12 protein-coding genes are annotated in these 25,007 nt (G+C 71.4%); 5 read left to right on the forward strand and 7 right to left on the reverse strand.

Going from position 1 to position 25,007, the window contains the following annotated elements; translation table 11 throughout:
* Positions 1–60 precede the first annotated feature (60 nt).
* The 4 genes from ACIO3O_RS00305 to ACIO3O_RS00320 all read left to right on the forward strand — a co-directional run bounded on the left by ACIO3O_RS00305 (position 61) and on the right by ACIO3O_RS00320 (position 5,693).
* The gene (locus ACIO3O_RS00305; RefSeq protein WP_401740070.1) at positions 61–1,980 is read left to right on the forward strand and encodes an anthranilate synthase family protein; all 1,920 of its coding nucleotides are present in this window, start codon (positions 61–63) and stop codon (positions 1,978–1,980) included.
* A 91-nt stretch (positions 1,981–2,071) separates the two neighbouring features.
* Positions 2,072–3,595, forward strand: coding sequence for an MFS transporter (locus ACIO3O_RS00310; protein WP_401740071.1), 1,524 nt, complete (start codon positions 2,072–2,074; stop codon positions 3,593–3,595).
* A 653-nt stretch (positions 3,596–4,248) separates the two neighbouring features.
* Entirely contained in the window at positions 4,249–4,809 is a 561-nt protein-coding gene (locus ACIO3O_RS00315) for a GNAT family N-acetyltransferase (protein WP_401740073.1), read from the forward strand.
* A gap of 134 nt (positions 4,810–4,943) precedes the next feature.
* Positions 4,944–5,693, forward strand: a complete 750-nt coding sequence (locus tag ACIO3O_RS00320) for a hypothetical protein (protein WP_401740074.1) — start codon at positions 4,944–4,946, stop codon at positions 5,691–5,693.
* A 503-nt stretch (positions 5,694–6,196) separates the two neighbouring features.
* On the opposite strand, the gene ACIO3O_RS00325 is transcribed toward ACIO3O_RS00320, so the two are convergent.
* From ACIO3O_RS00325 to ACIO3O_RS00355, 7 genes are all read right to left on the reverse strand, one after another.
* Positions 6,197–7,408, reverse strand: a complete 1,212-nt coding sequence (locus ACIO3O_RS00325; RefSeq protein WP_401740076.1) for an acetyl-CoA carboxylase biotin carboxylase subunit family protein — start codon at positions 7,406–7,408, stop codon at positions 6,197–6,199.
* Entirely contained in the window at positions 7,405–10,173 is a 2,769-nt protein-coding gene (locus tag ACIO3O_RS00330) for an amino acid adenylation domain-containing protein (RefSeq protein ID WP_401740077.1), read from the reverse strand. Before ACIO3O_RS00330 ends, ACIO3O_RS00325 begins: the two co-directional genes overlap by 4 nt.
* 26 nt (positions 10,174–10,199) lie before the next feature.
* Positions 10,200–11,078, reverse strand: a complete 879-nt coding sequence (locus tag ACIO3O_RS00335) for an SDR family oxidoreductase (RefSeq protein ID WP_401740079.1) — start codon at positions 11,076–11,078, stop codon at positions 10,200–10,202.
* The gene (locus ACIO3O_RS00340) at positions 11,075–11,788 is read right to left on the reverse strand and encodes a thioesterase II family protein (RefSeq protein ID WP_401740081.1); all 714 of its coding nucleotides are present in this window, start codon (positions 11,786–11,788) and stop codon (positions 11,075–11,077) included. Before ACIO3O_RS00340 ends, ACIO3O_RS00335 begins: the two co-directional genes overlap by 4 nt.
* 1 nt (position 11,789) lies before the next feature.
* Positions 11,790–16,823: an amino acid adenylation domain-containing protein gene (locus tag ACIO3O_RS00345; protein WP_401740082.1), complete on the reverse strand. Its 5,034-nt coding sequence runs from the start codon at positions 16,821–16,823 to the stop codon at positions 11,790–11,792.
* A 181-nt stretch (positions 16,824–17,004) separates the two neighbouring features.
* Positions 17,005–20,766, reverse strand: a complete 3,762-nt coding sequence (locus ACIO3O_RS00350) for an amino acid adenylation domain-containing protein (protein WP_401740084.1) — start codon at positions 20,764–20,766, stop codon at positions 17,005–17,007.
* Positions 20,711–21,994: an MFS transporter gene (locus ACIO3O_RS00355; RefSeq protein WP_401740086.1), complete on the reverse strand. Its 1,284-nt coding sequence runs from the start codon at positions 21,992–21,994 to the stop codon at positions 20,711–20,713. Before ACIO3O_RS00355 ends, ACIO3O_RS00350 begins: the two co-directional genes overlap by 56 nt.
* A gap of 1,991 nt (positions 21,995–23,985) precedes the next feature.
* Here ACIO3O_RS00355 and ACIO3O_RS00360 point away from each other — a divergent pair.
* The gene (locus ACIO3O_RS00360; protein WP_401740088.1) at positions 23,986–24,951 is read left to right on the forward strand and encodes a formylglycine-generating enzyme family protein; all 966 of its coding nucleotides are present in this window, start codon (positions 23,986–23,988) and stop codon (positions 24,949–24,951) included.
* Positions 24,952–25,007 lie beyond the last annotated feature (56 nt).

Consider the following 25,007-nt stretch of genomic DNA (forward strand, 5'->3'; position numbering starts at 1 on the left):
GCCCAGAGGCGGCGGCCATCCTGTTGCCTTGCGAGCTTTCGGGGAGTTCTCGTGAATGAGATGAACACAGCACGTCTGCAGGCACTGTGCGGGCTCGACGCCCCGTCGTTCGTCCTGCTGCACAGGCCGCACTCCGCGGGGCACGAGGATGTCGAACTCCTCCTCGGGGACGTCATGGAGGTGCCGGGCCTGAGCGACCTTCCGCTGCCCTGCGACCCCCCGCAGGACGGATCCGGGAACCGTCACGACCTCGTGGTCCTGGTCCCGTACCGGCAGATAGCGGAGCGCGGCTACGCGCACCAGGACGACGGCACCCCCCTGCTCGCCATGACGGTGAACGAGCAGACGAGGATGAGCGTCGAGGAGACCCTCGCGGCCATCCCCGACCGGCCCTTCGAGCTGACGGACGCCGGCTTCGACACGGACGACGCCGAGTACGAGACGATCGTCCGCAAGATCATGAGCGAGGAGATAGGACGCGGCGAAGGGGCCAACTTCGTCATCAAACGCTCCTTCGTCGCCACCGTCCAGGGGCCGCCCACCCCGGCAGCGCTGACGGTGTTCCGCCGTCTGCTTCGCGGGGAGGCGGGGGCGTACTGGACCTTCCTCGTGCACACGGGAACGCGCACCCTCGTGGGTGCCACCCCCGAGCGGCACGTCGCACTGAACGACGGCACCGTCACCATGACCCCGATCAGCGGCACCTACCGCTACCCGGCTCTCGGCCCCACCGTCCCGGACACGCTCCGCTTTCTCGCGGATGCCAAGGAGACGGACGAGCTGTACATGGTCGTCGACGAAGAGCTGAAGATGATGGCGCGGATCTGCGAGCCGGGAATCCGTGCCGAGGGCCCGTTCCTGCGGGAGATGACGCGACTGGCCCACACCGAGTACCACCTGACCGGGCGCACCACGCGCGAGCCGGGCGACATCCTGCGGGAGACGATGTTCGTCCCCACCGTGACCGGCAGCCCGCTGGAGAACGCCTGCCGGGTCATCAACCGGTACGAGACCGACGGACGCGCCTACTACAGCGGGATCTTCGCGCTGATCGGCCGGGACGGCGCGGGCGCGCGCCGCATGGACTCCGCGGTCCTCATCCGCTGCGCCGACATCACCAGGGACTCACGGCTGCGGATCGGAGTGGGCGCCACCCTGGTGCGCCATTCCGACCCGGCATCCGAGGTGGCCGAAACCCGCGCCAAGACAGCGGCGGTGCTCCAGGCCCTGCGCGGCGACGCGCTCGGGACGTTTCCGGACGCCGGGCTCACCGGGAACAGTGACATCCTCGGCTCCCTGGCGGACCGCAATCGCCACCTCGCCCGGTTCTGGCTGGACCCGTTCGACGAACAGGTGCACCGCGAGGAGCGCGAGGTCCTGAACGGCAGGCGGATCCTGCTCATCGACGGTGAGGACGCGTTCACCGCGATGCTCAACCACCAACTCCTCTCCCTGGGCCTGCACGTCACGGTCCGGCGCTTCGACGAACCCTACGAACCCGCCGATCACGACCTCGTGATCGTGGGCCCCGGTCCCGGCGACCCGCGCGACCGCGACCATCCCAAGATCGCCGCCCTGGGCCGCACCGTCCGCGGGCTCCTGGCCGCACAGCGGCCGTTCCTGGCCGTCTGCCTCGGACACCAGGTGCTCTGCGCGGAACTCGGGCTCGACCTGGTCCGCAAGAACCCGCCCAACCAGGGGGTGCAGCGGCAGATCGACCACTTCGGTCACCCGGCCAGGCTCGGTTTCTACAACACCTACGCGGCCCTGTGCCCCACCGACCGCTTCCGCGGCCCGCACGGTCCCGAGGAGGTCGAGGTGAGCCGGGACCCGGTCAGCGGCGAAGTCCACGCGTTGCGCGGAGCGCGGCTGCGCTCCACGCAGTTCCACCCGGAATCCCTTCTGTCCGAGGGCGGCTTGCGCATCCTCGCCGACGACGTGTCGGCACTGCTGTCCACCACGGTCGGCGTGCCCCGCTGACGGGCTGTCCCACCGGCGGGCCTCCTGCCTCCTGCCTCCTGCCTCCTGCCTCCTGCCTCCTGCCTCCGACCGCAACGGAAAGCGGACCACCATGCCACGCACTCACCGGCTTTCCGCCACGAAGGATTCCTCAGGACGCGGTCTCGTCTTCGCACTGGGCCTGGCGGCCATGATCGTCTCGATGATGCAGACCCTGATCGTCCCGATCCTGACAGTGGTTCAGAAGGATCTGTCCCTGTCTTCCTCCACAACCAGCTGGCTGGCCACCTCGACGCTGCTGTCGGCCGCCGTGTTCACCCCCGTGCTCGGCCGGCTCGGCGACATGCACGGAAAGAGGCCCGTGCTGCTGGGGGTTCTGGGGGTGACCGTCGCCGGATCCGTGTTGGCCGCCGTCACCAGCTCGCTCCCGCTGCTCCTCCTCGCCCGCGCGATGCAGGGCGCCTCCACGGCGATCTTCCCGCTCGCCCTGTCGGTGCTGCGCGACGAGTTGCCGGCCCGACGTCTGCCAGGGGCGATGGGTCTGGTCAGCGGGACGCTCGCGTTCGGCAGCGGCCTCGCCCTGGTGGGTGCGGGACTGCTCAGCCAGGGCCCGCACCCGGACTATCACCGGGTCTTCTGGCTGGCGACCGTCCTGTCCCTGATCGCCCTGGCCACCGCGGCGATCGCTGTGCCGCCGTCCCCCTCCTCCGTCGGCGGGCGCACGGACTGGCTGGGGGTGACAACGCTCGCCGGCGCGATGATCCTGCTTCTGCTGCCCGTCTCACAGGGTGCGGCCTGGGGTTGGACATCGGCACGCAGCTTGGGGCTGCTGGGCGGAGCGGTGCTGCTCACCACAGTGTGGGTCTTCGTGGAACGTCGGGTGCGTCAGCCGCTGGTCGACATGCGGATGTTCGTGCTGCGGCCGGTGGTTTTCACCAACCTCGCCGGCGTTCTTCTGGGGTTCGGCATGTTCACCCAGTTCATCGGGATCTCCTACCTTGTGCAGACCCCGAACAGCGTGGCGGGTTACGGCTTTTCGGCATCGGTGCTGGAAGCCGCCGTGGTCTATCTGCTGCCCGGCACCATCGCATCTCTGATCGCCGCGCAGTTCGGTGGCGTACTGGTCCGCCGCATCGGTGCCCGCAAAACCCTTGCTGCCGGGGCCGCGTCGGGGGTCATGGGCTTCGGCTGGCTGGCCCTCAGCCACGGCAGCCCCGCAGGCGTCGTGGCGGCAGGCCTGCTCACCGGCATCGCGGTCAGCTTCGGCTTCGCGACGCTGCCCGCGTTCATCGTGGCAGGTGTTCCCTCTCATCAGAGCGGGATCGCCAACGGCATCAACTCGATCGCCCGGTCCCTGGGCAGTTCCCTGGGCAGTGCTGTGATCACCGCGGTGCTGAGTGCCCATCTGCTGACAGGCCTTCCTCCCGGAACACATCCGTTGCCCGCCGAGGGTCAGTACACGATTTCCTTCGCACTCGGCGCCTGCGCTTTCGCGCTCGTCGCCCTCATTGCCCTGACCGGTCTGCGCATCGACACCATTCCGCACCCGGAGTCCGCCGACACCGCAACCGGACACTTGGGCCCGCCCGCCCCGGTGGCACCGCACCGGGCCCGGCAGGGTGCGGACCCGAAGTAGCCACCGCGCGCCCAGCGCATGCGACCTCATCCGAAACGGCAACAGTCGCGCGCCGCGGCCGTACGGACCGGCCACGCATCCCGGCGCACAGCACGTCACCTGGCGTCGCACCGGAACTGGCGACACCCTCAGCATTGAGCAATGCTCAAGTCCTGTGGATCGGGCTCCGATTGGCACGCGAAGGGCGTACCCTCCCGATGATCCTGTGATGGTCATCGAGGAGGCCGACGTCCGCTGCGCCGGTTGGGAAGGCACGCCCGTGCCGGCCGCCGCCCTGTAAGCAGAAGTCAACGCCTACGTAACCGAGGTGACCGATCAGCGAGACGATTCCGGCCGCCGCCTGGTCGTGCGCAACGGCTTCCACCAGCCGCGGACTATGTCTACGTCTGGGCCGATGGCGTTCACCTGCGCATACGCCGGGAAGAGGCGAAGGCCGCCGTCCTGGTCATGGTCTTCAGGCTCATCGCGTCAGCCCAGGAACACCGGCGGGCCGTGAACGCACCCCGTCTCGTCGCCCTGGTCCGGGCCGGCGCCCGCTTCGAGCGGGGCTTCCTGGTCGAGCGATCCGGGGCCCGCGCGGCATGAACACCACCGCCTGCCGCCGGTCAGAAAACCAGTGGCAGGCCCGGCCCGCCCGTGGCGAAGATCGCGGCATGCCCAACTTCCTGGAGACCGACCGGCTCGTCCTGCGCGCGTTCACGGCCACCGACATCGACCACCTGCTCGCCCTGGACAACGACCCCGAGGTCATGCGCTTCATCAATGGTGGCCGCCCCACAAGTCGGGAGGCGATCGAGACACGGACCCTCCCGCGGCTCCTGCACGACTACCCGTGCTGGGAGACCCGCGGTTACTGGGCTGCGCAGGAAAAGCCCACCGGCACCTTCCTGGGCTGGTTCGAGTTCCGGCCGTTGGAGGAGCACAGCCCCGCCGTGGTCGAACTCGGTTACCGGTTGAACCAGGCGACATGGGGGCGTGGCTATGCTACCGAGGGGTCCCGGGCCCTGGTCCACAAGGGGTTCGCGGAGCTGGAGGTCGAGCGGGTCACCGCAAACACCATGGCCGTCAACACCCGCTCCCGTCGCGTGATGGAGAAATCGGGCCTGTCCTTCGTCCGGAACTTCACCGGGGACTGGCCGGAGGCGATCGAGGGTTCCGAGCACGGTGAAGTCGAGTACGAACTCACCCGGACCGAGTGGGAGCAGCACCGATAGACATCAACCGCCCCATCCACAACTCTTGACACCTACTCCGAGCAGTCCTCCTTGGACTCCGCGCCCAGGACGCAGCATCCGAGCATCGCGGCAGGGCGTGGCGCTGGAGGTCAACGGCCGTGGCCAGGAGGTGGTTGACTTCCTTCTCCGTGTTTGCCCGGGCTCGTTCGGGGCTGACGAGCGAGGTCTTCGGGGTGTGGGGCTGGACCGGGATCTTCAGCGCGGAGAGGCTGCGAGCGAGGTCGTCGGCGACGCTGAGCAGGCTCACCAGGTTCACGTCACCGGGCTCGCTCCTGGCCCCCACCGCCATCGACAAGGCCAGCTACCGAAAGCTCTGGGGACAGCCCATGCGACGCACCTTCACGCTCTTCGCCTCAGCCCTCTCGGTCTGCGGGCTGGCCGCCGGCGGGTGGGCGGGCTGCACCTGGTGGCACGGCAGTCCCTCCCCGGCCGACTCCCCTGCCTTGTGCGCTCCCGACCTGTCCCGGCCCGAGTACGTATCCGCCGCGAGCGAGAACATCGCGCTCATCACGGTGACGGGCAAACACGGCTTCGTCGCGGAGGAACGCGCCACGCCCGGCGGCGTCCAGACCGTCACCGTCCGCACGGACAAGATCCTGAAAGGCACGCCCCCGGGCTCCTTCCGCCTTGGTCAGTCCGTCGACACGAAACCGGACGGCTCGTACACCATCGGTGAAGGAACGAGCCGCTACGACCTGCTCCTCCCCGGCCACCAGTACATCGTCGGCTTCTACCTGGGCGGCAGCTACGGCGACGGCTACGCCCTCTACACAGAAGCCGCCCCCAACGCCACCGCGGCGACAACCGCCTGGACGCAGCGCATCCGCAGCAAAGCGGTCCCTCCCGAGCCCGCCCAGTGCTGACCACGCCTGGATCCCGCAGGTGAAGTCGCCCGTCGGCCAGCTGCTGGTCGACCGGCGTGTCCGGGTGCCGGCCCCGATCGAACAGCAGCTCCAGCTGCCGCTCCGTCACCGCCTGCCCGTCGGCGAGTCCGAGCACGGTCAGACCGCGCCCCCGTGCGCACCCCCGGCGGGAGCCCGGCCATCGCTTGGGCGTCCTCCAACGACCGGCCGACAGGGCGGCACCCGTCCTCGTACGCAACCCCACGCACGTAGTAACGCCAAGCGTTTCGCCGCTGAACCTTCGCAATGCAGAGCGTCTCCGCAGCGATCACCGGCCCTGACCTGTACGAAAGCTCGATCCCGCGAGGCGGGCGAGTTCACCGGAACTGCTCACCTGGCGGGCATCTGCAGCGGCATCACTCCCGACGAGCGGGCACCGACATGGCACAGGCGCTGGAGCCGGACGCAGCCCGTAGGGCTGCATCCGGCGAGCGCGGTGTCGTCGCGGTGGCCCCGCGAGCGACTCAGAGCTCCTTCAGCACCTCCAGCCGCACCGCCCCCGACGCCTTCTCCAGCGCCGCCCAGCACTCCGCCTCCGTCGCGGCGACCGAGGTGAGCAGCGCGTAGCGGCTGGAGACGTGACCGTTCGGCGGCAGGCGCAGTTCCTGTCCCGGCAGGGCGATGGCCAGGGCCGTGTCCACCGGGGCGGGCAGCGCCCCGGTGTCGACGACGACCTCACGGGCGATGCAGTCCGCCGGTGGGTAGAGGAAGCGCACCGCGGCGACCCGGTGCCGGTCCGGGGTGACGTCGGGGGCGGCTCCGCACGCCACCCTGGCCGCGGCAAGGGCCGCGTCGACGCCCAGGGCGAGGCGTCCGATGTCGGGGATGCGGTCGCCGCCGATCCGGGCGTTGATCTCGACGACCTTGGGGCCGGCCGCCGTCAGGCGCAGTTCCGTGTGCGTCCACCCGGTGGTGAAGCCGACCGCCGCATGGGCGGCGGCCACCACGTCCAGGACGGCCGGGTCGGTGAGCAGCGGGTCGGCGGCGTCGACGACGTGGCCCGTCTCCTCGAAGTACGGGGCGAACCCGCACTCCTTGCGGGCCACGAACGCCGGGTGCATCCGGCCCTCGTACCAGGCGGCGTCGAAGCTGATCTCCGGGCCGTCCAGGTACTCCTCGACCAGGACGTCCCCGGGCGCCACCTCCACGGCACCGGGCGCCTTCGCCCCGCGTGCCAGCCGGAATCCGGCGGAGAGCCGCTCGGGCGCGTCCACCTTCACCACGCCCGTACTCGCGTTCAGGGCCCGGGGTTTGAGGACCAGCGGGTAGCCGACCAGGGCGGCCGCCGCCCGTGCCTGGGGAAGGGAGGTGGCCAGTTCGGAGCGGGCCTGCGGAACTCCCGCCTCGCGCAGTGCCTCCCGGGTGGCCCGCTTGTCCCGGCAGCGGAGCATCGCCTGCGGGTCGCTGCCCGGCAGACCCAGCAGCCTGGCCAGTTCCGCGGTGTGCACCACCCGGGTGTCGTCCCAGGTCATCACCCCCTCGCAGGACAGCCCGCGGACCGCGTCGGCCATCGCGGCGACGTCCGTGGTGTCCAGGACGGTGTGCCCGGTGAGGTAGGGCGCCTCCCAGAGAGGCCCCCGGTCCGCCAGGAGGTGGACCTCGTACGCGGCGGCCACCGAGCGCAGCAGGTACTCGCGGTACGCCTGCGAGCCCGCGCCGACCAGCACCAGCGTCATGACCGGGCCCCCAGCGTGTCCAGGTGCGCGGCGAGCGCCCGCACGGTGCGGTGGAGGTAGAGGTGCGGGAGCGCGAAGGCGGGCAGGCCCGCCGTGCGTACCGCTGCGAGCAACCGCACGCTCAGCAGCGAGTTGCCGCCCAGGGTGAAGAAGTCGTCGTCCGGGACGATCCGGAAGCCGAAGACCTTCTCCCACGCGGCGCGCAGCCGCGACTCTGTGTCGTCGCCCTCGGGCGGCGTCTCGTCGCCCGCTTCGCGGGCCAGGGGTTCCGGCAGGCGCGCGGTGTCGACCTTGCCGTTGGGTGTCAGCGGCAGCGCGGGCAGTGCCGTGAGGGTGGCGGGCAGCATGTGTTCGGGGAGGAAGCGGGCGGCGTGCCGCCGTACTTCCCCGGTGTCGGTGTCCGAGGCGTCGCCGAACACGACGTACCCGTCCAGGCGCGCCCCTGCCGTGTCACCCGTACCGGAGCCCTGCCGCAGGACGACCGCGGCGGCTCCCACGCCCGGCGCGTCCAGCAACCGGGCCCTGATCTCGTCCAGTTCGATGCGGAAGCCGCGCAGCTTGACCTGGCTGTCGAGACGTCCGAGGTGCTCCAGGCGGCCGTCGGGCAGCAGTCGTCCCCGGTCGCCGCTGCGGTACATCGGGCCCGGTGCGTACGGGTCGGGCAGGAACCGCTGGGCGGTCAGCTCCGGCCGGTTGAGGTACTCCCCCGCCACGCCGAGGCCGCCGACGTAGATCTCTCCGGGCACCCCCGGGGGCACCTCGCGGCCCTCGGGGTCGAGGACGTACAGGTGCCAGCCGGGCAGTGCGCCGCCCACCGAGCGCGAGCCCTGGAGGGCCTCGCGCCGGGTGACGGTCTGCGCGGTGACGTGGACGGTGGTCTCGGTGATGCCGAACATGTTGACCAGACGGCACGCCGACTCGGGGTGCCGGTCGAGCCAGAACCGCAGTGGCCTCGTGTCCAGCGGCTCACCGCCGAAGACGACCAGACGCACCGAGTCCGAGACCCTCTTCTCCCCGTCGGTGGCGACCAGTTGGGCGAAGGCGCTCGGCGTCTGGCTGAGGACGGTGACCTGCTCGGCGGCGAGCAGCGCCGCGAACGCGGCGGGGTCGCGCGAGACCTCGTACGGGACGACGACCAGGCGTCCGCCGGTCATCAGGCAGCCCCAGATCTCCCACACGGAGAAGTCGAAGGCACTGGAGTGGAAGAGCGTCCAGGTGTCGCCGCCGCCGAGGCCGAAGTCCTCGCGTGTGGCGGCGAGGAGCGCGCCCACGTTGCGGTGCGGGACGACGACGCCCTTGGGACGCCCGGTGGAGCCGGAGGTGTAGATGACGTAGGCCGCCGCGTCGGCGGGCAGGTCGCCCGGGGTGAAGGGCTCCTTGCCGCCCTCGGCGAGCGCGTCGGGGCGCACCGTGCGGACGCCCTCGCGCGACGGGAAGTGGGCCGACTCCGTTATCACCAGGGTGAGTTCGGCGTCCTCGCTGGTGTACGCGAGGCGTTCCGCCGGGTAGGCCGGGTCCATCGGTACGTAGGTGCCCCCGGCGACGAGGACGGCGAGGAGGACCACCACCAGGTCCAGCGACCGTTCCAGGCAGACGCCCACCCGGTCGCCGGGGGCGACTCCGAGGTCGCGCAGTGCGGCGGCGTACTGGTCTGCCCTGTGCAGGAGTTGACGGTAGGTCAGTTCTTGGTCCCCGTAGGCGACGGCCGGTGCGTCGGGTGTCCGGTCGGCCCTCTCCCGTACCACCTGCTCGATGCGCTCGTCGGGCACCTCGGGTGCGCGGCCGAGGCCGCCGAGCACCGCCAGGGCACGCGACTGCTCTGCGTCGAACAGCGGGATGTCACCGACCGGGGTTCCGGGGTCGGCGGCGGTCAGTGCCCGGTGGGCGGTGGCCAGCATTCCGGTCAGCCACGCGGCCGTCTCGTCGCCGAACGCGGCGTGACGGTGGCGGACCGTGCCGCGCAGCAGCGTGGAGCCGTCGTCGGCGACGTGCACCGACAAGGCGTGCACCGGGTCCAGGAACGGCAGGTGCGCCAGCGGTTCGGCCTTCAGCCCTTCCCCCGTCAGCGCCTCCGGCGCCCGGGTGGTGACCAGGCCCGCCACCGGCGTCCGGCCGGTCACGGGCACGGCCCGCGCCACCTGTTCCAGATAGTGCTCCACCGTCGCCGCCGGGTCGACCGTGAGGACCAGCGCGTGCTCCGCGTCCACGCCGACACCCACCTCGCCGCTGCCCGTGCAGCGTGCGAGGACCAGGCCGAGTGCCGCCCGGAGCGTGAGCTCCGCGGGGGCGCCGCCCGCCGCGGGAACCTCGAAGCGGTGCAGTCCGGACGTGGTGGCGCCCGGGGTGCCGAGCCCCCACTCCGGGAGTTCGGCCCGGTCGAGCGCGGTGAGCGCCGAACGCAGCCGTTCACCGGCCTCTCCGGGGACCGGGGCGGGCCGGGCCGGTTCCACCAGCAGGGACTGCACCAGGTCGTACGGGTCGGTGAGGACCGCGCGGTGGGCGACCACCACGAGGTCCGCCGCCCCGTCCCGGTACCGCAGCAGCACCGCGCGCAGGCCGGGGCCGGTGCGCGGGTCGGCGGGCCGGGTCAGTTCCCGCTCGCGGCACAGTGCGGCGGTCTCGGAGTCGGCGCCGCCGGGCACGTCCTCCACCCACAGCCGTACGCCGTCGGCGACGCTCGCCAGGTTGCGGCGCAGCCGTTCGGGGTCCGCGCCGGTGTGCACCCGCAGCGCGAGGGCCTGGCACAGTCTTCCCGTGTCGTTCATCGTCTTCCCCTCCAGGGCTCGGGCGCTCACCGGCTCGTGAACCCTCCGTCGACGGTGACGGTGGAACCCGTCACCTGGCGGGAGGCGTCGGAGGCGAGCCACACGGCGGCGCCCGCCACGTCCTCCGGCTCGATCAGCCGGTTCATGGGCTGGGCCGCCACGAAGGTCTCCTCGTGCTCCTCGACGGGTACGTCCAGGGACCGGGCGATCTCGGTGAGCATCCGGCCCTCGGCGGCGTCGTCGTCGCGCACCGACCCGGGGCACAGGGCGTTCACCCGCACCCCGAAGGGCGCCAGGTCCAGGGCCGCCGCCTTGGTCAGGCCGACCAGGGCGTGCTTGGCGGTGACGTATCCGGCGAAGTGCCGGTAGCCGACCAGGCCCGCCGTGGACGCCACGTTGATGACGCTGCCCGCGCGCTGGGCGGTCATGGCCGCGCCCACCGCCCGGATCATCCGCCAGGCGCCCGAGACGTCGACGTCGAGCATCAGGTCCCACTCGTCGGGCGTGATGTCGTGGACCGTCTTGCCGGAGGGCGCGGCGATCCCGGCGTTGTTGAGCAGCACGTCGATCCGGCCGAACCGGTCGAGCGCACCGTCCACCACGGCCCGTACCGCGTCCAGGTCGCGGACGTCGGCCGTGGCCGTCGAGACGGGCCCGCCGCCCTCCTCGCGGCACAGCCGCGCGGTGTACTCCAACTGGCCCGCCGTGCCCAGCGGGTAGGGGACGCCGTCCAGGTCCTCGCCGATGTCGGTGAGCACCAGGTCGGCCCCGGCGCGGGCGTACGCGAGGGCGCACGCCCGGCCGACGCCGCGGGCTGCTCCCGTGACGAGGGCCGTCCTGCCCGCGAGGGGCGCGATGGTGAACGGACCGGTTCCGTGGGGAGCCGCACCGAGCAGGGTGCTCATCGGCCCACCCCCTGGGCGGCCAGTTCCTCGTCGAGGAGGCGGACCAGTGCGGCGGGCGAGTCGACCAGGTACATGTGCCCGCCGGGCAGCTCCACCTGGCGGACCGGGCCGGTGGTGGCCGCGTCCCACTCACGGGCCTGGGCCCGGTCGACCAGTTCGTCGACCTCGCCCCGGATCGAGACCACCGGCACGCTCAGGGGGACCTCGGACGGGGAGCGGTAGGCCTCGTGCATCTCGACGTCGGCGCGCAGCGGGGGCAGCAGCATCTCCCGCAGGTCGGGGTGTTCGAGCGCCGGGTGCGTGTAGCCCGCGAACTCCTCGACCTGCTTGAGGAAGGCGTCGTCGGAGAGCCCGCTGGCCCGGGTCTCGCGCTGGGTCCAGGGACCGGGCGAGCCGCTCACGAAGAGCTTGACGACCTCGGGGCCGCCGAGCGCGCTGATGCGGTGGGCCATCTCGTACGCCATGACCGCGCCCAGGCTGTGCCCGAACAGGGCGACGGACGGGCTGCCCGCCACCTGGTCGAGGACGGTGGGCAGCAGGTCGTCGACGGCGGTGACGACGTCGGTGTACAGCGGCTCGCCGAACCGCTCCTCACGTCCCGGGAGCTGTACGGGAACGATCTGGACGGTGTCGCTGCCGTACTCCTGGCAGCGGCGGAACGCGGAGGCTCCGGCTCCCGCGAACGGGAAGCACAGGACGGGGATCTGCATGTCAGCCCTCCAACTCGGCGGCGGACGCCCACGCCCGCACGATCAGTTCACCGGTGCCGGCGGGATTGCCGCGCACGAAGTAGTGGCCGCCGCCGGCCAGTTCGAGGAAGCTGACGTCGTCCGCGACGCGCTCCCAGCAGCGGAACTCGTCCCGGGCGTGGGCGAGGCCCTTGTCGTCGTCGGCGACGACGGCGGTGACGGGCGCCTGGATGCGCCAGTCGGGCTGCTCCTCGGTGACGTTGATGAAGTAGCGGTAGCCGCCGCACACGTCGTGGCGGAAGAGGCGGCCCGTGAACGCGGTGTAGCGGTGGTCGAGACCGTCCAGTTCGCTGTAGCCGGTCTCCTCGACCATGTACGAGATGATCTGGTCGTCCGACCAGGTCTCGATCATGTCGATCGACTCCTGCATGTCCTTCGCGGGCGGCAGCAGCTTCGACCCGATGAACACGTGTCGCAGGTCGAAGCCCCGGTCCTCCAGGACGCGGGCCAGCTCCACCGTGACGGCGGCTCCGCCGCAGTGGCCCCACAGGATGAGCGGCAGGTCCGCCTTGGCCTCGATCTCGTCAGCCGTGCGCGCCGCCGTCTCAAGGACGTCGGCGAACTCGCCGGGGCTGCTCGGGTCGTGGCCGGGCGGCTCCAGTCCGTAGACGACGAGCGTCGGGTCGAGCTTCTCGATCTCCTCGGCGAGCGGCTTGAAGTTCACCGGGTGCCCGCAGGGGTAGGGCACGCACACCACGGCCGCCCTGGCCCCGTCGGCCTTCGAGCTGAGCAGGTGCAGGAGTTCCTCCGGGCCCTCCTGCCTGCCGCGGGTCTCGACGAGCGCCGCGAGTTCGGCGAGCCGGGGCACGCGGGTGAGGTCGGAGAGGGTGACCAGGCCGTCCAGCTCCAGGACGACCCGCAGTGCGGACAGCGAGTTGCCGCCGAGTGCGAAGAAGTCGTCGTCCGCGCCGATGTCCTGGGCGGTGAGGCCGAGCACGCTCTCCCACGCGGTACGGATCGCGGCGACGGTCTCCTCGGACGCCGCCGCACCAGCGCCCGGTGCGACCGTCGCGGGCTCGTCGGCGCGGGTGCGGCCGAGCAGCGCGAGGTCCTCGTCGGCGAGCAACTGCCGTGCCTCGTGCGGGGCGTCGGGCTCGCTCGCCATCAGCTCCAGCACGCGGACGAAGTAACCGCCGATGCGGTCGATCTGCTCCTGGTCGTAGAGGTGGGTGTGGTAGTGCAGGCACAGCTGCACCTCGTCGTCGAAGAAGTGCCGGGAGAACTCCGTGCGGAAGGGGAACTCCGTCTCGGAGTCCACCCGCATGTCCAGCAGGGAGAACTCGGGCAGTTCCTGGAGGTTCTTCAGCAGGTAGAAGTGCGTGAAGTTGAACGTCGTCTCGAACAGGGTGCGCTGGGTGGCCAGGTCCTGCTTCATCTTCGCCATCGGGTAACGGCGGTGCGGCAGCAGGTCCAGCTCCGCACGGTAGACGCGGCGGACGAGGTCCGCCCAGCTGCCGCCGCCCAGGTCGATCTGGAAGGGCACGGAGTTCAGGTGCAGGCCGAGCGTCGTCTCCGCGCCCGGCAGTTCGGGACGGCCGCTGTGCTCGTAGCCGGTCATCACCCGCTGCTGCCCGGAGACCAGCCCCAGCACCTTCATGTGCGCGGCCAGCAGCACGTCCTTGAACGGTACGGACAGGGCGTCGGCCGTCGCCTCCACGCGCTCGGTCAGTCCGGCCGGCAGCGGTACGTCGCGCAGCACGACCCGGAAGTCGTCGGTGGCGACGGCGCCGGGCTTCGGCGGTACGTCGGCGGGGCCGGCGTCCTCCAGCACGTCCAGCCAGAAGTCGCGGGACGCGGGAGAGCGCAGCGCCTCGGTCTCCAGTCCGACGAAGTTGCGCAGGTGGTTGTCGACGGCGGGCCGTGCGGTGTCCCGGCCGTCGCGCACCTGGTGGTACAGCTCGAACAGTTGCGTGTGCAGCAGCGAGATGGACCAGCCGTCGAGCGCCGAGTTGTGCTGGCTGACGGTGTACCGGTACAGCTCGTCGCTGAGCACCTGCACGTGCAGCGTGACCAGGCCGCCCTCCTCCCACACGAAGGGGCGGGCCTTCTCGCGGGCCAGCCAGTCCTCGTGCCACGCCTCCTGGCCGTCCTCGTCGAGGTGGCGCAGGTCGTCGACGGTCAGCGGGACGGGCACCTCGCGGTGCACGATCTGGAGGAACTCGCTGAAGCCGGTGAGGTGGTAGGTGGTGCGCAGGATCGGGTGCCGCAGCGTCAGCAGTCGCACCGCCTCGGTGAACGCCTCCGCGTCGAAGCCGCCGGTGATCGAGTAGCTGAGGACGTCGTGGTACTGGCCGAGACCGCCGGTGATCTCCGTCTGGAAGATCAGGCCCGCCTGGAGCATCGACAGCGGGTAGGCGTCCTCCGCGTCCTTCGGCAGCAGGGCCCGGTCGGCGTCGCCGATCAGCTCGAACGGCTGGAAGGCGCCGCGCGCGGCGACGTCCTCGGCCACGGTCGCGCTCTCCTGCTCCGCCGCGATCGACTCCGCGAGGAGCGCGACCGTCTGGTGCTTGAAGAGCTGCTGGAAGGTGAAGTCCAGTCCGGCCGCACGGGACTTGGCGAGCACGGACACGAAGTGGATGGAGTTGCCGCCCAGCGCGAAGAAGTTGTCGTGCACGCCGACCTTCTCGCGGCCCAGCACGGCCTTCCAGATCTCCGCGAGGGTCTCCTCGCGCTCGGTGCGCGGGGCGACGTGCGCGGGGGCCTGCTTGCGCAGCGCCTCGGGGCGCCGCAGCGCCGCCCGGTCCAGCTTGCCGTTCGGGGTGAGCGGCAGCTCGGCCAGCGACACCACGCGGCCGGGCACCATGTACTCCGGCAGTGCGGCCCGCACGTAGTCCTTGAGCTGGGCCTCGCTCGCCTCGTCGGCCAGGACGACGAAGCCGCGCAGCGAGGTCTGCCAGCCGTCGTCCACGGCGACGACCGCGGCTTCCTGGACGGCGTCGTGGGTGCGCAGCCGCTCCTCGATCTCGCCCGGTTCCACCCGGAAGCCGCGCACCTTGACCTGGAGGTCGACCCGGCCCAGGTAGTCGATGCCGCCGTCCGGCAGCCAGCGCGCCCGGTCGCCCGTGCGGTAGAGGCGCTCCTCGCCGGTCGCCTCGCGCACCGCGTCGCCGGTGACGAACTTCTCGGCGGTCAGTTCGGGGCGGCCCAGGTAGCCGCGGGCCACTCCGACGCCCGCGACGTGGAGCTCGCCGGGGATGCCGACGGGGGTCTGGCGCCCGGCCGCGTCCAGGACGTACAGCCGGATGTTGTCGATGGGGCGGCCGATCGGCAGGCGGGCCACGCTCTCCAGTCCCTCGACGGGCTGGTGGGTGACGTCGACGGTGGCCTCGGTCGGCCCGTACAGGTTCACCAGGCGTGCGTTCGGCAGCAGTTGGCCGAACTTCTGTGCCTGTGCGGTGCCCAGGGCCTCGCCGCTGGCGAAGACCTGACGCAGGGTGCCGGCCGCGGTGCCGTCGCCGAACCGGGCGAGGTGGCCGAGGAACATGGTGAGCATCGACGGCACGAAGTGCGTGGTGGTGACCTTGTGCCGGTCCAGGGCGGCGACGAGGGCGGCCGGGTCCTTCTCCGTGCCGGGCGCGGGCAGGGCGAGCGCGGCTCCGGTGAAGGACCACCAGAACAGTTCCCACACCGATACGTCGAAGGAGATCGACGTCTTCTGCAGGACGACGTCCTCGGGGCCGATCGGGTAGGCGCGCTGCATCCAGGTGAGCCGGTTGACGGCGCTGCGGTGCTCCACCAGGACACCCTTCGGGCGGCCGGTGGAGCCCGAGGTGTAGATGACGTAGGCGGTGTCGGTGGGGCCGGAGTCCGTCCCGGGGGCCGCTTCGAGCGGGGCGGAGTCCGTCGCGTACGAGGCGTCGTCGTCCAGGTCGAGGCCGGGCGCGTCGCCGAGCAGGGCGGCGAAGCGGGCCTGGTGCAGGACGAGGCGGGCCGCGCTGTCGGCGAGCAGGTAGTCGATGCGCGCCTGCGGGTAGGACGGGTCGACCGGCAGGTAGGCACCGCCCGCCTTCAGCACGGCCAGGATCGCCGTGATCATCTCCGGGGAGCGCTCGGCGACCAGGGCGACGACCTGGTCCCGGCCCAGGCCGCGCTCGCGCAGGGTGCGGGCCAACTGGTTGGAGCGGGCGTCGAGTTCGGCGTACGTGAGGGTGAGGTCGTCGGTGAGCAGGGCGGGTGCGCCGGGGGTCCTGGCGGCCTGTGCGGCGAACAGGCCGTGCAGGGTGGCCTGTTCGTCGAAGGGGTGCCCGGTGGCGTTGCTCGCGTCGATCACCGAGGCGTCGTCGGCGGTGTGCAGGTCGAGGCTGGAGAGGTCGTCGTCCGGGGCGTGGGCGGCCTTCTCCAGGAGCAGCGCGTAGTGCGCGCCGATCCGTTCGACGGAGGGGGCGGTGTAGCGGGTGGTGTCGTAGGAGAGGGTGACGACCAGTTCGGCGCCGTCACGGGAGACGGTGAGGCGGACGCCGTCGGTGGAGGTGTCCGGTGCGTCGTGGTACCCGTCGAGCGTGATCGCGACGGCGAAGACGTCGGTGCGGCCGAGTTCGGCGGCGAGCGGGGCCACCGCGTGGTTCTGGTGGTGCTCCGCCTCACGGACGGCCGGGGCCACCCGCCCCAGGAGTTCCCGCAGGGTGCCGCCCGTGGTGATGCGCAGCGCCAGCGGACCGCCCGCGAACTCGGGGACGGCGCCCCGGGTCGGCTGGGACACGGTCACGTCCTCCTCGCCCGTGTACCGGGCGACGAGGGCGGCCAGCACGGCGGTGAGGACGACGGCGAGCATCTCGGGCTGGTCGCGGCTGATGCGGTCGAGCCGTTCGGTGAGCGGAGAGCCGAGGCGTACGGCGTGGGTGCCGTGCTCCGCGCGCGCCGTCCCCTCCGCGGCCTGCTGCGGCCGCAGGTCGGGGAGGAGGCCGGGCGTCGGTGTGAGCGAGGCCAGCTGGGATCGCCAGTAGGCGGCCTGGGAGGGGGAAGCGGAGCTGTTCGCTTCGGAGTCGAGCAGTGGCATGTGTTTCTCCTGCACTGAGCTGTGAGCCGTTCGGATGTGGCTGAGCCGTCGACGTCGCAGGCGTACGCGTGAGACGTGCGCCTGGACGTACGAGCGGGGGGTGCGGGTGAAGCGTGCGTGCGCGGCGGGGACGGAGAGGGGCGGCACGTGCGTGGCGGGCACGCGGTGTGCTGCTCGGGTGTCAGAAGTCGAAGTCGAGTACGGGTTCCGGCACGACGGGTGTACGGAGCAGTGCGGGCAGCAGCTCGGCGAGCGTGCGCGCGGGGTCGTCGGCGACCGCGCCGAGGAGCCGGAGGTAGTCGTCCCGCCAGGCGTGCACGGTCTCCGGCCGCAGCAGCCCGCGCGAGTACCGCCAGCACATGCGGAGCGATCCGGCGTCCTCGTAGATCTGGAGGTCCAGGTCGAAGACGGACTGCCCGGTCTGTTCCAGGCGCACCGGGACCCCGGTGCTCTGGAAGTCGACGGTGAGGTAGCGACCGCTGTGCAGCGCGATGAGGGCGTCGAACAGCGGGCTGCGGCTGTAGTCGCGCACCGGGGCCGCCGCGGTGACCAGGCTCTCGAAGGGGAAGTCCTGGTGTGCGAAGGCGTCTTCGGCGACGTCGGAGAGGTGGTGCAGGTAGGCGGTGAAGGGCAGGGAGGGGGTGGCAGCGGTGCGCAGCACGACCGTGTTGGCGAACATGCCGACCGTGCGGTGCAGCCCGGGGGCGGTGCGACCGGAGACGGGTGCACCGACCGTGATGTCGTCGGTGCCCTTGAGCGCGGCGAGCAGGGCGCTGTACGCACCCGCGAGCACCGCGAACAGGGTGACTCCCTCCTTGCGCGCCAACTGGCGCAGCCGTGCGGTCAGTTCGGGCCCCACCTCGAACTCCGCTACCGCTCCAGCGAGTTCCCGCAGGGCGGGCCTCGTCGTGTCGGTCGGCAGGTCCGCCGGATCGACGGGGGTGGCGAAGACCTGCTGCCAGTGCGGCTCCTGGGCCTCCCGCAGGGCGGTCCCGGCCGGACCGTTCAACCACACCGCGTAGTCCCGGTAGCGCGTGGCCTCGGGCTGCGGCGCCCCTCCCGCGTACAGGGTCGCCAGATCTTCCAGCAGCGGTGCGAGGGAGAACCCGTCCACCACGATGTGATGCAGGTCGAGCCGCAGTGTCACCTCGGACGGCGTGCGGTGCACGTCCGCCCGCCACAATGGCACCCGCCCGAGGTCGAAGGGCCGGACGAACTCCCCGATGGGTCCCGGGGGTTGGTCGATGACGCGCACCTCGACGTCGGCACGCGTCTCGATGCGTTGGCGCACCTCGCCGTCCTCGACGACGAAGCGGGTGCGCAGTGCCTCGTGGTGCCCGGCGAGCTCCGTCAGGGCGCGCACCAGACGGTGCGGGTCGGTGTCGGCGGGCAGCTCCAGGCTGAGCGGCACGTTGTAGTGCACCGCCCGGTCGTCCTTGACCTGCTCGAAGTACAGCTGGCGCTGCTGCGGGGTGAGGGGATAGGTCTCCTGCCTGGGTGCGGGCGGCACGGAGTGGCCGAGTCCGGGCGCGGCCCCTCTCACCAGTTCCGCGAGCCGGGCGGGGGTGCCCGCGCGCAGGACGGCGCTGACCGGGCAGTGCCGTCCGAGCCGTTCCTGGACGCCTGCCGCGATCAGGGTCGCGGTGAGCGAGTCGGCGCCGAGTTCGCGCAGGTCGTGCGCTGTGCCGATGCCGTCGATCCCGAGGGCGCGCTCGGCGAGTTCGACGATGACGCGCTCGGTGTCGTCCGAGGGCGGGAGGTAGTCGGTCCCGGCGAGAAGGTGCCCGCCGTCGGGGTCGGGCAGCCGGGACCTGTCGACCTTGCCGCTGTGGTTGAGCGGCAGTGCGGGCAACGGCACGAGGTGGGCGGGGACCATGTGCCCCGGCAGTTCGGCCGCGAGCAGGTCGCGCAGGTGCCGGGGGTCGGGCGTGCGGGGGCCCGCGTAGTAGCCGCACAGGTACTTGTCGCCCCGTCCGGGCCTGGTGCGGGCCACGACGACGGCTTCCGCCACGTCGGGGTGGGCGAGCATGGCCGTCTCGATCTCGGCGGGCTCGACCCGGAAGCCGCGCACCTTGACCTGGTGGTCGCGCCTGCCCAGGAACTCGATGACGCCGTCGGGCCGCCAGCGCGCCAGGTCGCCGCTGCGGTAGAGCCTGCCTCCCTCGGGGCCGAAGGGGTCGGCGACGAAGCGTTCCCGCGTCAGGTCCGGCCGTCCCAGGTATCCGCGAGCGACTCCGGCACCGCCGAGCCAGAGCTCGCCGGGTACGCCGACCGGGCAGGGGCGGCCCCGCTCGTCCAAGACGTACGCGGTGGAATGGGTGATCGGCCGGCCGATCGGGATGCGCGCGAGGTCGGACCGGTCCAGCCGGTGCGTCACGGAGAACGTGGTGTTCTCCGTGGGCCCGTACCCGTTGACCAGCGTCACCGAGGGGCAGGCGTCCATCACCTTCCGGACGTGTACGGACGACAGGGCGTCCCCGCCCACCAGCAGTTCGCGCAGCGGGGCGAAGGCGCTCGCGTCCTGCTCCGCGAGCTGGTTGAACAGGGGCGAGGTGAGCCACATCGTGGTGATGCGGTGCTCGGCCAGCTCCCGGCCCAGCGCATGCGCGTCGAGGACCACGTCGCGGTCCACCAGGCGCAGCGATCCCCCATTGAGGAGGGCTCCCCACACTTCGAAGGTGTTCGCGTCGAAGACGGTGGAGCCGGTGGGCAGGATCCTGACGTCGGGGCCCAGGTCCACGTAGTGGGCGGCCTTCACCAGGCGCACCACGTTGCGGTGGGTGACCTCGACACCCTTGGGCTTGCCGGTGGTGCCGGAGGTGTAGCAGACGTACGCCAGGTCGTCCGCGGCCCCGGGGATGCCGGGCGCGATGGAGTCGGCCACGGCCTGCGAGCCGGGGGTGAGGACCGTACCGTCGAAGGGCAGGTCCACCGGCAGGTCACCGGCCGCCACCAGAATCCTCGCGGACGCGTCCGCGAGGAGCCAGGAGGCGCGTTCGGCGGGGTAGTCGGGCTCCAGTGCAAGGTAGGCGCAGCCCGCCTTGAGGATGCCCAGGGCTCCGACGACGAAGTCGGGGGTGCACCCGGAGCGCAGGGCGACCCGGTCGCCCGGCCTCGCTCCCGCCGCATGGATGCGGTGCGCCAACTCGTCGGACAGAGCGTCTAATTGACGGTACGTCATTTCTGTCGTGCGCCAGCTGAGGGCCAGGGCGTCCGGCGTCAGCGCGGCCTGCTCGGCGAACAGGCCGTGAACGGTGGCGGTGTCGGGGTAGGGGCGCGTGGTGTCGTTGAACGCACCGACCACCTGGTCCCGCTCTCCGTCGGCCAGCAGGTCCACCTCTCCGACCGTCGCGTCCGGATGTTCCGTCAGGAACGCTCCGATCAGCACGAGGTGACGTGCGAGGCGGTTGGCAGTGGCCTCCTCGAAGAGGGAGGTGCGGTACCCGAGAAGCAGGTCGTCGCCGTCGCTGGTCACCAGTAGTTCGTACGGGCTGCCGCCTGGGGTGTGCGGTTCGGCGGAAGGCGCGTACGGGCCGCCCGGCCGGGCGTCCGCGGCCTGGACGAACCGCACGGCCGCACCGGTGGGGGGACCCTCCGGCAGGACCTCGGCCGTCCGCGCCAGCAGCGCGGCCACGGGCTCGTCCGGGTCCAGCGTCACAGTGAGCGCGCCCGCTGCACCGTGCGCCGTGCCGATGTCGAGGAGCAGCCGGGACTGGCCGGTGTGGCGGTGCAGCAGAACCGCGAGGGCGGCGAGGGCTTGTGCTCCCCCAGCACCGGGAACCCGCAGCGTGGCCAGGGGACCGGAGGCGGACTCCCGGGTACGGGGGCGGTCGGTGATCAGCAGTACGGCGTCGGCATCCGACGTCCCCGGGGCAGGCGTCCCCGGGTCAGGAAGCGGTGTTGACGGCGTCGGGGTCGGAGTCCCGCTGGGCGCGCTGGTCATCTGCTGCAGTCACCCCCAGCCGGAACGGGGTGTTGCGGAAGAGGACGACGGTCAGGACACCGGGGGCCGCAGCCAGCGCGGAGACCACCAGGATCAGGGCGCCGTAGTGGCTGCCTGTCAGCAGCACACCGCCGAGCGCCGATCCGGCGGGCAGGGCGCCGGCCATCACGGTGCGCATCAGCGTCATGGCGCGCCCGCGCATCGCGTTGGGCACCCGGGTCATGCGCACCACTCCGCCGAGCACCGTCATGGGTGCGGAGAGGATGCCGTTGAGCGCGAGGCCGAGCAGGATCCACGGCAGCGCGGTCGGCAGGAGCAGGAACAGCACGGCCCCGGAGAGGAGTTGGAGCACGCCGATGCGGAGCATCTGCCGCTCGGAGGTCTGCACCGCGCCCGAGACGAGGGAACCGATCAGCTCGCCGGCCGCCATGACGGCGAGCATCAGGCCGAGGATGCCGGGGCCGCCGCCGAACTCGAACTTCGCCAGCCAGGGCAGCGCCACGATGAGCGCGCCCGCCGAGACGTTGAACGCGCCGAAGGCCAGGGTGAGCACCAGGAGGAAGCGGTCGCGGACGATGAGGCGGAACACCGGTCCCCAGCCGGGCCGGGAGTCCTTGGCACCGGCCTCGCCCACCGGTTCGGGCCGGCCCATCGGGGCCTTGATACGGCTGATCAGGAAGGCGAAGACCAGATAGGTCACGGCGTCCAGGATGAGCACCTGGGGGGCGCCGAAGGCCGTGATCATGGCGGCGCCGAGAGCCGGGCCGACGACGTTGGCGGCCCCCATGGCCGTGGCTTCCAGACCGGAGGCCGCCTGGAGCTTCTCCTCGGGAACCAGTTCGGGAAGCACGGCGGGGGTGCCTGCCAACGGGATGATCTTGAGCAGTCCGTACACCAGCGCCACGACGTACAGGTGCCAGGTCTGGAGCGCGTCCAGCAGCGCGAGCAGCGGAATCAGGGCGACGACGAAGCCGCGGAACACCGAGTCGTAGATGAAGAGCTTGCGCCGGGAGAACCGGTCGAGGAGCGGTCCGACGACAGCCCCTCCCAGGATCACCGGGAGGGTCAGGCACACACCGAGGACGGCGAGTCCAGGGGCTCCCGCCTTCTCCAGGGTGATCCACGCGAGGGCGGCGTAGGTGGCGCCGTCCCCGAGGAGATTCAGGACGAGGGCCGACCAGAGCAGTCGGTAGTCACCGATGCGCAGGATGGCCAAATATGCTTTCACGTTCCACACCGTTCAGTAGGCCGAAAAGGGCGGGCAAGGCAGACGGGGCGGCGTGCAGAACACGCCAAAAGCGCTTTGGGTGTGCGAAGGAAAGGCAACCCTTCCTTGATCTGCCGTCAGGCTCGACGAGCGCATCGAATGACGACGGAGAAAAGTGCCTCAATACGATTGATCTGCGAATTCACGCGCGCATCCGGAAGCGAATACCGAAAACCCCGTACGTGATTCCTCAGGAAGTGCCCCCACCTCTCTTCTGCTGTCACCAGCGGCGACGCAGATTTTCCGCCGCTTGTTCTAACAGCTCCCCCGGGGGGCGTCAAGCACGGTTTATGGTTGATTCAACATGGCCAGATCAGCCCTTGAGAGAGGGACGTGGGCATGTTGCGGACAAGCCCTCACGCAAGGAATGAGGACCCAAACAGGGCCTATTTCCATGCAAATGTCCGACTTATGAGGGACCGCCCGATGCACGTCAGGGCCCGTTTCAGATCGTTCAGTCCGTAAGAAAGATGCAAACTCGGCCATCCGCTCTCCCTCAGCCAGGGATGGCGCGTTGTTCTTCTTTCCCGGCTACGGAAAGGCGTCGTCACGACGCCCGCCGGGGCGGCACGTCACGCAATGTCAGTGCGCGCGAATCCGGCGCCGGCCACCACGATTGGGCGGGGAGGTCGTTTGCATAAGGACGATTACCGGCACCGGCACTTCAGGAATGCGCATACAGAATCCGGGCCGCTGTGCGCACCACCGCTCCTGACGTCTTCACGATGTCGCGCCTGCGAAGAGCAACAGGACCCGAATTCATTCGGAAGGCCCGGTTCCCTTCCGTGACGGAACGGCCGGGCCGGCTCTGCATCACGAGCACCCCCGGAAACAGTTGGGGCGCGAGGCGCTCCCGATCGCGGGCGACACCGAACGTGACGCTTCCGTACCGGTGACGCGTGTCTACCCCGAAGTTGATCGCGGACCGTCAGGATCGCCGGGCCGGGCGTCCGGCCAGCGGACGCCCGGCCCGGCCCGGAAGGACCACGAGTCGGCACGCCGCACGACGGGAAGCGCCCTCGCGGGTCGTCCGTCGATCGCACTGCGTGAGCACACGCCATCGAAGCAAGGGGTGAGGAGCCCCGTGCGCGGAGCCGGACGGCGTTTGCATTTCCCGGGTCTGCACGCCGATCCGCCGGTGTGACGTCCGGCTGACCGGCAGTTCGGCGACGCCCGGCGAGGGCTGCGGTCCCGCGCGGCCCCGGAGTCCGGGGCGGGCGCGCCGCACCCGGTGAGCGGGGAGGCTCGACCGTCTCGTGCAGGGCGCGGGGTTACACACTGCGGCGAGGCCGCAGCCGCACCCGGACTCCACGGAGCACGCGGAGCGCCCGCCAGGACCCGCCCGGTCGGCCGTCGACGGGAACGGACCAGCCCCTCAATTCATCCAAGGTCCACATCAGTTCATCTGGCCGACCTGCCTGACGGGGCGTCCGGGGCCGTCAGGCAGGCCTCCCCAGCCCACCTCGCCGCAGCGACCGGGGGCCGGGGTACCGGGGTGCCGGGGCGGGACGCCGGGGCGTCAATTGCCCTACCCGCCCACGGGAACCAGCACCTCCCTCTCCTTCACTGTTTATCCATCCACTCCCCTTCTTTCTTCACCATGTGATCGCTTCTTCGATTCGCGCCCGAATGTCCGCCACCGGTTCCGCTTCCTGCGCGACGCGGCAGAAGCCTTCATTCCTCTTCATTCGTCGAGCCCACTGTGTGGCGTCCGGCACGAAACGTTCCAGCGATCTGCGGCCGCTTCGTGGCACGTTGCGTCGTGGTGCACCTTCCCGTGCCGATGCGGGTGTTCAGCGGGGCGTCTCGATGGGGTGCAGGAACGTGCCGGACAGCAGCCACAGCGTGACCTTCATGCGCGCACCGCTCTGTCGCGATCTCCGCTTCATATGTACGTTGGAACATAGATCGGGGTCCGGCACCCCAGGCCGCTCGAAAGGACCCGAGACGAGATGAGCGATTCCCGCAGCCAAGGTGGCCCCGCCCGCTGCTGCATGCCCACGAGCGGCGGCGCCCACGTCGCCCCCGCACCTCTGCTGCTCTCCGCGAGCCGGGCGCCCGCCGTGCCGCCGGCGCAGGGGACGGTGCTGCTGCCCGGCGGCGAGTTCCTGATGGGGGCCGAGGACGCCGAGGGCTTCCCGGGGGACGGCGAAGGGCCGGTGCGCCGGGTGCGCCTCGACCCGTTCCGGATCGACGCCTGCGCGGTCAGCAACGACCGGTTCGCCGCCTTCGTCGCCGCCACCGGCTACCGCACCGACGCCGAGCGCCTCGGCTGGTCGTACGTCTTCGCCGCCTTCCTGCCCGCCGCGCTGCGCCGCGGTGCACCCCGGCCCGAGCGCACCCCGTGGTGGTGCGGGGTGCAGGGCGCCGCCTGGGACCGGCCCGAGGGGCCGGGCAGCACGCTGGAGGGGCGCGGCGACCACCCGGTGGTGCACGTCTCCTGGAACGACGCCTCGGCGTACGCCGCCTGGGCTGGCAAGCGGCTGCCGACCGAAGCGGAGTGGGAGTACGCCGCCCGTGGCGGCCTGGAGCAGCGGCGCTACCCCTGGGGCGACGAGCTGGACCCGGCCGGCGAGTACCGCTGCAACATCTGGCGGGGCGCCTTCCCGACGAAGAACACCGCCGCCGACGGCTACCGGGGCACCGCGCCCGTCAACGCCTTCGAGCCCAACGGCTTCGGCCTGTACAACATGGCGGGCAACGTCTGGGAGTGGTGCGCCGACTGGTGGGGCACCGACCACCGCGCCCCTCGTGCGCCGGTCAACCCACGGGGCCCCCGGCGGGGGACGGACAAGGTCACCCGCGGCGGCTCGCACCTGTGCCACGTGTCGTACTGCAACCGCTACCGCGTGGCCGCCCGAGCCGCCAACAGCCCCGACAGCTCCAGCGGCCATGCCGGGTTCCGCTGCGTGCTCTGACGTCGCGCGACCGGTTCCGGCGGACTGGTTCCGGCGGACTCTTGACACCGCCAGCA

This window comes from Streptomyces sp. NPDC087440, assembly GCF_044744005.1.
In the GTDB taxonomy this organism is placed as follows: Bacteria; Actinomycetota; Actinomycetes; order Streptomycetales; family Streptomycetaceae; genus Streptomyces.

Bases quoted from the DNA above. Each gene is read 5' to 3' on its own strand.
- ACIO3O_RS00360 (WP_401740088.1), top strand. From the start codon at position 23,986: ATGAGCGATTCCCGCAGCCAAGGTGGCCCCGCCCGCTGCTGCATGCCC.
- ACIO3O_RS00340 (WP_401740081.1), bottom strand. From the start codon at position 11,788: ATGCAGATCCCCGTCCTGTGCTTCCCGTTCGCGGGAGCCGGAGCCTCC.
- ACIO3O_RS00350 (WP_401740084.1), bottom strand. From the start codon at position 20,766: ATGACCAGCGCGCCCAGCGGGACTCCGACCCCGACGCCGTCAACACCG.
- ACIO3O_RS00345 (WP_401740082.1), bottom strand. From the start codon at position 16,823: ATGCCACTGCTCGACTCCGAAGCGAACAGCTCCGCTTCCCCCTCCCAG.
- ACIO3O_RS00305 (WP_401740070.1), top strand. From the start codon at position 61: ATGAACACAGCACGTCTGCAGGCACTGTGCGGGCTCGACGCCCCGTCG.
- ACIO3O_RS00325 (WP_401740076.1), bottom strand. From the start codon at position 7,408: ATGACGCTGGTGCTGGTCGGCGCGGGCTCGCAGGCGTACCGCGAGTAC.
- ACIO3O_RS00315 (WP_401740073.1), top strand. From the start codon at position 4,249: ATGCCCAACTTCCTGGAGACCGACCGGCTCGTCCTGCGCGCGTTCACG.
- ACIO3O_RS00330 (WP_401740077.1), bottom strand. From the start codon at position 10,173: ATGAACGACACGGGAAGACTGTGCCAGGCCCTCGCGCTGCGGGTGCAC.
- ACIO3O_RS00310 (WP_401740071.1), top strand. From the start codon at position 2,072: ATGCCACGCACTCACCGGCTTTCCGCCACGAAGGATTCCTCAGGACGC.
- ACIO3O_RS00335 (WP_401740079.1), bottom strand. From the start codon at position 11,078: ATGAGCACCCTGCTCGGTGCGGCTCCCCACGGAACCGGTCCGTTCACC.